Origin of the sequence: Acinetobacter sp. AND/436 (assembly GCF_049546925.1) — a bacterium.
GTDB lineage: Bacteria > Pseudomonadota > Gammaproteobacteria > Pseudomonadales > Moraxellaceae > Acinetobacter > Acinetobacter indicus.
The window spans coordinates 1-8,869 of sequence record NZ_JBMXBO010000027.1 but is presented as its reverse complement, the minus strand read 5'-3'; the positions used below and the strand labels follow the sequence as shown (position 1 = coordinate 8,869).

Here is an 8,869-nt window from a genome sequence, read left to right as displayed (position 1 = left end):
GTTACCTGAATTTGTCATACACGAGATTTGACATTGACTCGTTACTATTCTATTTAGCCTACAATGTTGAGCGGTTTGAAAAATATGTATCTGATTTGGATTTTAAGTATCAATCTCATATTTTTTGAATTTTTATCACTTTCCATCTTGGTCGTAGCATTTTATCCTCTCCATAAATTACTCTTGCATTTACCTTGCAATCTTCAGTTATGCTGTGTTTTTCTAACAGGTATTTGGGAACATAGTAATCTCCAATGAAGGCAAAATCAGGCAAATCTTCTTCTTCGTAATCACCTTTGTATTTTACTTCCAGTAAGCCAGTAATGTCCTTTCGTAAGTTGGGATTAACTCCTTCAGTTAATTCAATAGACAATATTTTTACTCTTGATTTTTTGTCCTTGTCAATTTTTGTAGCAAATGTAAGTTTGATAAAATCGCCTTCTTTTGGTCTTAGATTTGTTTCTGTGAATTTGACAATTCCTTGTATTTTGGGCGAAATTATAAAGTGAAATAATTGCTTTTGTTCGTTCACACCATCAACGATTGCAATTTGAGTCTGGAATTTTGCAATGACAGAACCTTTGTCAATTTTCTGAATTTGTCGCAGTTCTGTTCTGTTTTGCTCTTTTACTTTTTTGATGTAACTTTTTGCTGTTACAAAATCTCCAATTTGTAGTTCAGGTTTTATTTGAGGAAAAAATACTTCTTTATTTTCTGTTGTGATTGCGTGAATGATACCTTTTTCTTTGTTAATGTAATCAACAAAAGCAAAAGTATCTTCTAATATTTCCCAATATTTTTTTTCTGATTTTTCAGCAATAAGCGGAATATACTTGTATTCTGTAATAACGTTTTTACCAAACCAAGAAAATCTGTTTTCAACTTCTTTTTTGATTTCTTGTTTGTGAAATTTGAACTTCAAAATTTGTCCTAATTCTGATTGTTTCAAGACTTCAAAACGATTTTTACTAATTGCAAATTCTATTGTTTTGCCATCAGTAAAAGCCAAACGGTCTTTACCTTTGTCGTCTTTCCACTTATCTACTAAAACAACTTCTGTCCAATCAAAATCAGCATAGGCGAAGTTTTCAGCAAAAGGGATGTATTTTTTGTATAGTTCTTGATTGTCTTTTAAACTTTGTTTAACCGAACTTGCTTTTTGAGATAATTCTTCAAAGCTTGGCGACAATTTCCAACCTTTTATTTCTCTATGTTTCTTATACGTTTCAAGTTCTACAAGTGCATTATCTAATAGATTTTCTTCAATTAACACTTTTGCTAAACCTAAATGAATATCGCCTAAAAAATCTTCGTTTTTTTCTAAACTCAATGCTTTTGAAAGCATTCCGATTTTCAAAGAATTATCGGAAATGATACAATCTGAAAACTCTTGCCAAACATAATGTTTATTGGAAAGTTCCAAAACAAGTTGCTTGTATATTTTGATTGCTAATTCTAATTCATTGTTTTTGAAATGAAGTAATGCCTTTTCTCTCAACAACCACTCATCATCAGGAAACAATTTGATTGCAGTTTCATACGGTTTGATTAGCCAAGATAAATCTTGTTCAGATGTTTGAGTTTTCAGAATTTCAAAAGTCTTTTTAAGTGCTTTTGTTGCTAATGGTTTGTATGTGTGTTCGTCTTTTTTTGTTTCCTTCCAATCGTCAGTTCTTAAATTTTCTGGATTCCAATTTTTGAAAAAGTGGAGAAAACGCCATTCGTCATTTTCTTTCATAAACCTTTCAGCAAGATTTAAAATTTCGGAATGCCATTTTGATTGTCCATGTTTGGAATAATTGTTATTGTATTGCTCAAATAAATTCCACAATTCAGAAAATTTATTTTCCTTGTGTGCATTGAAAATGTTCCAAAAAATGGTTTCTCTGAAAAAGTCTAAAACAGTTTCTTTGTTAAGTTTTATTTTGCTTAAAAACTCCTCTATGTGTATTTCGGTGTTGGAGTTTACAAACTCTCTGCAAATGCGTGAAATAAGTGAGGGAATACTTTTTCCGTCTTTATGTCCATCGTGTAAATCTTCGTGGCGAAAATTGTCAGGATTCCACAAAAGAAAAAAGTTGTAAAACTTAAAGTCGCTGTGTGTTTTAGAATAGTTTAAAGCAAAATTTAAAATCATAGAATGAAGCATTGACGGTCTTTCATTCTTTAAGTTCATATAATCTCTAAAAAACGTTCTTACCTCAACCGATGAAAGATTACTTTCTTCTGCTTTTATGTATCGGTAGATTACCCAACCGTAACTTTCGTGATGTAGTTCTGTTAGTCTGTTTTGAGCAATCAGGTTTTTAAAAATCGCTAATGCTTCTTTATTACTACCGTTTTTGCTTAATTCTTCCGCTCTTTGAACCTCCGAATAATTTGTGTCAATCTTAGGACGAAGAAAGTTTTTTTGATTTTCAATTATATCGTCTTCATAGCCTTGAAAGGCTATTGAATTAAGTTCGTTAAAACAAATTCCTGCTTGGTGTAAATTTCTTTCTGCTACATAAAATTTACATAGGTCTATTAGAACCCAAGCAAATGCTTTTTGAATCCATTCATCATACGGCTCTTCCGAGTATAAGTTTCTTGCGACACTTAAAGCACTATTCAATTTATTCAGTTTTTCAATTCCGGATAAATTCTGCGATTCTTTGCGTAATTCAAAAATAGTTCTAGAATCCATAAATTAAACCTTTTACTTTTTCTAAAATGGTTTCAGAAGATTTTTCCAAAATTTCAATTTTTGAGAAAAAACCTTTTGTGTGATTCTGTTCACTTGTACCATACCAAACCCTAAAAGTTAAACTGTCTTTATCGCAAGTTGCACGAAAAATATCTTGATTATTATGACTTTGCATAATTTTTAGTGCAATGTTTTCATTTTCACATTTTTCAAACCAATTAGAATAAATTGCTTGTCTAAAATCAGATGGTAATTCGGGGTTGTCATTTGTTATTGAACTAACGCTTTTCTTTTGAGTTAGACAATCTTCAATAGATTTTTTTATGATATTTTCATCCGCACCATTTAAATTTTCAATACGAATATTACCAACTGCAAAATTGTCTTTTGAACCCTTATTGTCAATGTTGAGAATCAATTGCTGATTTTCGTTTTGAGGAATTGAATAATAGGCTTTTGTTAAGTATTCAGTAAACTTTTTTGTGCTTTCAAGTAAATATCCGTTTTGTTCAATCAACTTGGAAATTTCACAAATTGCTCCAACAACATTTTTGTTTACAATTGATTGTATTTTTTCTACAAATCTTGCTTCAACTTTGTAATCTTCAAAAATCAAAAATTGTTTTGATTTTATTGAAACTCCATTTGTGGAATTGTCTTCAAAAACACAATTCATAAAAGGATTTATTATTTGAGGAGAAATTATGTTAACGATTTTTCCTGCTGTAACACCACTATATAACCAACGGAAATAACTATCATTTGTAATTCCGTCATTTTCTTTACGGTGTCCTTTTATAATAACTTCGTTATAATTAGAACCTATTGCTTTATGAACTGTAATTGCCCAACCATATTTTACAAATACTGCATTTACAAATGGGTCGGTGTCTTTTACGTGGAAAAATATATTTCTATCATACTTTTGCTTATAGAATTTGAGAACATTTTTTGCCTCGTCTTGCTCTTTCTTAAATTTTCGTAAATCGCTGTGATTATTCTTAATGAACAGTTTATCTTCTTCTGAAAGCACTTTGTAGCGGGTATCTTCCAATAATTGACGATATTCCTGACTGTCAATAAATTTCTTCTTTGATTTTTCAGCATTTATTTTTCTATTTACAAAAACTCTGAAAGCAATCTGTTCTTCTCTTGATAAATCATCTTCGCTATTGAAAAAGTTATCCAATATCCAAACATCTGTTTCAGGCAAACCAACCACACTCAAGCATTTGACAAATATTTTTGTAAAAGATAGAACTATTGGATTTTTTGATTGCTTTATTGGAATAGTTTCCTGTGTTGTTTCTTTAATAGCAAGAACAGTAAAAAACATTCCATTTACAATTCGTCTTGGAATTTGGAAACCGCTTTCATCGGGAATAGAAACATTGTTGTTTACAATGAGCAAATCATCCGTTGCCAAATTTTCTCCATTTTTCAGGCATTGTTTTTTAATCCACTTGTTCGTTTTCAAACAATCTTTTTTTGAGTAGAATAAAACAGCTTTATCAGGTTCATTTGAAAATGGTTTAGCAAACCATGAATGTAGATTTTGGATTCTTTGATTACTGTCTTGTAAATCAATTAAAGTTGTTTGATCAAAACTATAGTTCAAATTATTAAAAAGTGAATTTTCAATGCTGTTTGCCAAATCAGTTCTCAAATTCTCTTTTCCATTTGAATAGTTTTTATCTATAGACTTGCGAAAGTGCTTAATTTTTTCTTTATCGTATAACTCAGATAAGGTTTCCAAGTTCAATGCAGAATCTTCATTTTTTCCAAAAGTTAAAGAATAAGGATCTCCAATAAATACAACCTTGCGATTACTTTCAGTACCTATAAATTTGATGATATCTTCTAATAATCGACCAGAACCAAATCGCAACAATTCTGATTGACTAAGGCTACGACTTATCAAATGAGCTTCAGCAATAATAATTAAAGCTTTTTCATCGATATCATTGCTTTTTTTCAAAGAAATAACTTCCTGCAATGCTTCTTCTTGTTCCTCTTTTTCTAAATCTTGAGTTTGCTCTTCAATAACAGAGCCATCATAAATAACATTGTAAATTCCTTCTGTTTCAATACCACTTCGTATTTGGATCTTCTTACTGATTCGCGCAGAGTGCGACCATTTTTCAATTTGAGGAATATTATGATTTACTGCTTCGTTTGCTATAAATCGCAACCAAGAATCTCTATCATCAACGTTCATAGATTCTAAAACAAGAATCCCTCCATTTTCTTCCTTGAGAAAATCAACAATATTTTTCTCAACATCATTGTCAATTTCTGTTATCCGTTTCTCAATGGCTGGTTCAGGTATAGAAATTTCTATGTTTTTAATCCATTTTTCAGCAGGAAAAATGCTTTTTAAAACTTTTGCAATGTCTTCTTTATATGTGTTTTCACTTGCAAAATCATAAAGGAAATTACTTAAATCAGACTCTTGAATAAGTTTGTAATAGGGTAGATTTCTTGGAACCTCATTGTGAACTTCGATTGGTCCAGAAAAAATATTTGCAATACAGACTCTTGCTGGGTTTATTCCATTCAAATATTTATTATTTTCTAATATTTCTCTAAAAGCATTACGATAGGAAACTAATTGTCTAAATGGGTTGATAAAACTAGCACCCGCCTTTATCTCCAACCTAGTTCTATCATTTATACTTTCATTATGCCATTTGTTCGAACTGAACTCGTTTGAATTTTGGGGTAATTTGATTATTCCTTTATAATCTTTAAAATCAATAAGTATGAGGCCGTTGCTATAGTATAATATAGCATCAGCACGGAAACGATAATAGGTTTCGTTAAATGGATTCCCAATAAGTATTCCATTGTATCCATACTTATTAAAAGATATCTCAATTATTTCAGCAACTCTACGGAATTGTTCGTTTTCGTGGGTGTGCTCAGTTCTGTTATTAAATACTTTAAGCATACTTGCGTTATCTTAATTGAGTTGGGGTAGCAAAAATAAAATAATGATCATTTATTGATCTATACTTTATCGGTTGAATTTTAACATGATTCTTTGATTAGCGTATTGTATAACATTACTAATGTGAGAGGTTTTGTTAGACAAAGACTTGAAATGTAAAATTAACCTAATTGAACAAATGATCCTAGCCAAAATAATGGACTCATCGCCGCTCTAAAGATAACGTAAAGTTAACTTTAGAGATGTACAGTGTAAACATTTATTCCTAGTTTTTTTGCAATGATTAAAGTAAGTTTACTTCAAAGATTGAGTATCTTTTCCATCCTTTGTAACCACCCATTAAACTCATCATCAGATTCAGTTAGCTCTACTGTAAGCGTCCGCTGAACCCCATGCCTATTTTTTAATTTGAGTTGGATTTCCAGCGATGTGGCAGTAATTCTTCTATTTGGGTCACTTTATGTGTCGGCAACCTTTTCAGAACATCACTTAAATAGGCATACGGATCCAGCCCATTCAGCTTTGCTGACTGGATTAATGTCATGATATTGGCTGCTCGCTGACCGCTGCGCAGCGAACCTGCAAACAGCCAGTTCTTGCGCCCCAACGCCCAAGGTCGCATTTGATTCTCGACCCAATTATTGCAAATCGGTAGATTGCCATCATCCAAATAGCGGCTTAAGGCTGGCCAACGCTTCAGAGTGTAATTGATCGCCTTGGCGGTGGGAGAACTCGATGGCACTGTCAGATGATGTTGGTTGAGCCATTCATATAGTTGTTGCATCACCGGTTGACTATGCTGTTGTCGGTATTCGCGGCGGTTTTCCGCTGTACCATCGGTCTTTTTCCTGAGCTCTGCTTCTATCGCATACAGTTTCTGAATCAGCACTAATGCCTGTTCAGCGACCTGACTTTTCCCAGTTACATGCAGTTCATGGAATTTATGACGTGCATGGGCCATGCAGCCCACCTCAATGACCTGGCCTGATTTAAAGCGTGCTTTATAACCACTGTAATCATCACAGACTAGATAACCCTGCCAGCCTTTCAAGAACTCTGCAGCATGCTGGCCTGAACGACTATCCTGAAAGTCATAGATCACCGCCTGAACTGGATTGTACTGTGTAGTGGCATAGGCCCAGACATAACCTTTCTTCGGTTTTTTATCATTCTCACCCATCCGCATAATGGTGACCGGTGTTTCATCTGCATGCAGCACCCGCTGTTGCAGCACCACCTCTTTTAAGGCATTGGCCAGAGGTTCCAGTTCTACACCGCAGCGACCAATCTGAGAAGCATTGCTTCGTAAGAGATAAAGTAGATCTGGACAGATCAATGCCCGCCCGCTGATAGATCAGACGTTGACGGTACAGCGGTAAATGATCGGCATACTTCGATACCAGCACATGGCTGAGCAGTTCAGGTGAAGCAATGCCTTTATCAATCACATAGGCAGGCATCGCTTGCTGAGTCAGGGTGTCACACTGATCACAGACCCATTTGCCACGCACATGCTGTTCCTTATAGAACTGTGCCGGTCTGAAATCCAGTTTTTCACTGATATCTTCGCCGATACGACGTAACTGGCAGCCACAACTGCATTGGGTTGATGCTGGTTCATGCTCAATACGAATGGTGTGTAGATGATCGGGCAGCAGTCGACGTTTAGGTTTGTTGACTGTGGCTTTCTCTGTCGCTGCATCGGTTTTATCTGCATTTAATCGTTCTAATTCTAGATCAACGGCTGCAATATCTTCTTCGACCGCTTCATCCCAGAGATGGATTTGTTTTGCGGTGAGATGTTCGTTTTTACTGCCGAATTTGTGCTGTTTAAATAGTGCGAGCTCATGCTCGTATTTTTGATTGAGAATGGAAAGATGTTGAACTTGAGCATCTAATTGCTGATTGGTGACTTCAAGATGCTGAACTTTGGTATCTAATTGTTGGTTTGATTTTTCTAATTCTTGATTTGATTGTGCCAGAGACTGATGCTGCATTGCCAACTGTCTGGTAAATTCCAGCAGTTGTTCATGGGTCAGTTGGCTTAAGTCAGGCAGCGTATTCATGACCGCAGTATGCCTGAGGTCATGAGAAGAATGAAATACAACATTTGGAGAATAGCAGAATGGACCAAGCTAGTTTAGAGCATTGTGACCACTTGCTGTCGTCCAATGCGCTGCCAAGGCAAACCCTGGATCAGTGCCTGTAACTGTTCCGGGCTGAGGGCTACGCTTTCACCCTGGTGAACTTTAGCCCAGTGAAATTTGCCCTGTTCCAACCGCCGGGCACACAGCCAGATGCCCAGTCCATCATGTACCAGCACTTTCATGCGATGGCCACGTTTATTACAGAACAGGTAAGCACAATGCGGTTTAATGTAGCCAAAGGCTCTCAGCACCTGAGCCATAGCCGTATCCATCCCTGCTCGCATATCCAGAGGTTGGGTAGAAAGCCAGATTTCATCAATGCGGATCATGTTGCAAGTGCCTTGAGTAATTCTGCTAAAGCAGATATTTCTGATACTTGCCATTTCAAGCCAATTTCTGCTTTTGAGTGGGGTAAAGTAATTTGAACCGTTAACATGTCAGTAGGAGTAGGATCTAATGGTGCAGAGCAAGATAAGGCAATAAATGCAGGTTTATTCGGTAGTGGTGAGCGATCATTCCCTGGCTTACCATCAATTAAGCGAATCCATTTGGATACAAGATTTGTATTCAATCCATGTTGCAAAGCGACCGAAGCAATTGAAACGTCCGGTGCTTTACAAGCCTGAACGATCTGCTGTTTAAATTCAGCACTGTATGTTCTTCGTTTTTTCGCAAGAGATGCGATGGATGTCTGGTGATTTGTAGTCATAAATTTTAGTCCCCACTTGTTTTTAAGTGGGGACTAAATTAAGGCTTATAGGATGAATTCATAAGGTGTGTTCAGCGGACGCTTACGAATCAAATGCGACCTTGGGCCTTAGGGCGCAAGAACTGGCTGTTTGCTGGCTCGCTGCGCAGCGGCCAGCGAGCGGCGAATATCATGACTTTAATCCAGTCAGCAAAGCTGAATGGCTTGGATCCGTATGCCTATTTAAGTGATGTGCTGAAAAGGCTGCCGACACATAAAATGACCCAGATTGAAGAGTTACTGCCACACTGCTGGAAACCTAAATCGAATTAAAAATTGGTATGGGATTCAGCGGACGCTTACGTCTAGGATCACTCAAAGCTCCATTTTTATGTTAA

4 protein-coding genes and 2 pseudogenes are annotated in these 8,869 nt (G+C 35.6%); 1 reads left to right on the top strand and 5 read right to left on the bottom strand.

What is annotated here, in order from left to right:
• Positions 1–115 precede the first annotated feature (115 nt).
• The 5 genes and pseudogenes from ACPEPR_RS13610 to tnpA form a co-directional block, all read right to left on the bottom strand.
• Positions 116–2,686 carry a tetratricopeptide repeat protein gene (locus ACPEPR_RS13610; RefSeq protein WP_423562547.1) on the bottom strand — a complete coding sequence of 857 codons (2,571 nt, stop codon included), beginning with the start codon at positions 2,684–2,686 and terminating at the stop codon, positions 116–118.
• Positions 2,676–5,636: a hypothetical protein gene (locus ACPEPR_RS13605; RefSeq protein WP_423562546.1), complete on the bottom strand. Its 2,961-nt coding sequence runs from the start codon at positions 5,634–5,636 to the stop codon at positions 2,676–2,678. The genes ACPEPR_RS13610 and ACPEPR_RS13605 overlap by 11 nt, the downstream gene beginning before the upstream one ends.
• 403 nt (positions 5,637–6,039) lie before the next feature.
• Positions 6,040–7,702 (bottom strand): annotated as a pseudogene (gene tnpC / locus ACPEPR_RS13600) (IS66 family transposase).
• Between the two features lie 74 nt (positions 7,703–7,776).
• Positions 7,777–8,112: an IS66 family insertion sequence element accessory protein TnpB gene (gene tnpB / locus ACPEPR_RS13595; RefSeq protein ID WP_043041540.1), complete on the bottom strand. Its 336-nt coding sequence runs from the start codon at positions 8,110–8,112 to the stop codon at positions 7,777–7,779.
• Positions 8,109–8,492, bottom strand: a complete 384-nt coding sequence (tnpA, locus tag ACPEPR_RS13590) for an IS66-like element accessory protein TnpA (RefSeq protein ID WP_004762545.1) — start codon at positions 8,490–8,492, stop codon at positions 8,109–8,111. Before tnpA ends, tnpB begins: the two co-directional genes overlap by 4 nt.
• 87 nt (positions 8,493–8,579) lie before the next feature.
• On the opposite strand from tnpA, the pseudogene ACPEPR_RS13585 reads away from it, so the two are divergent.
• Positions 8,580–8,804: pseudogene (locus ACPEPR_RS13585) on the top strand (transposase domain-containing protein); the annotation flags it as partial.
• Positions 8,805–8,869 lie beyond the last annotated feature (65 nt).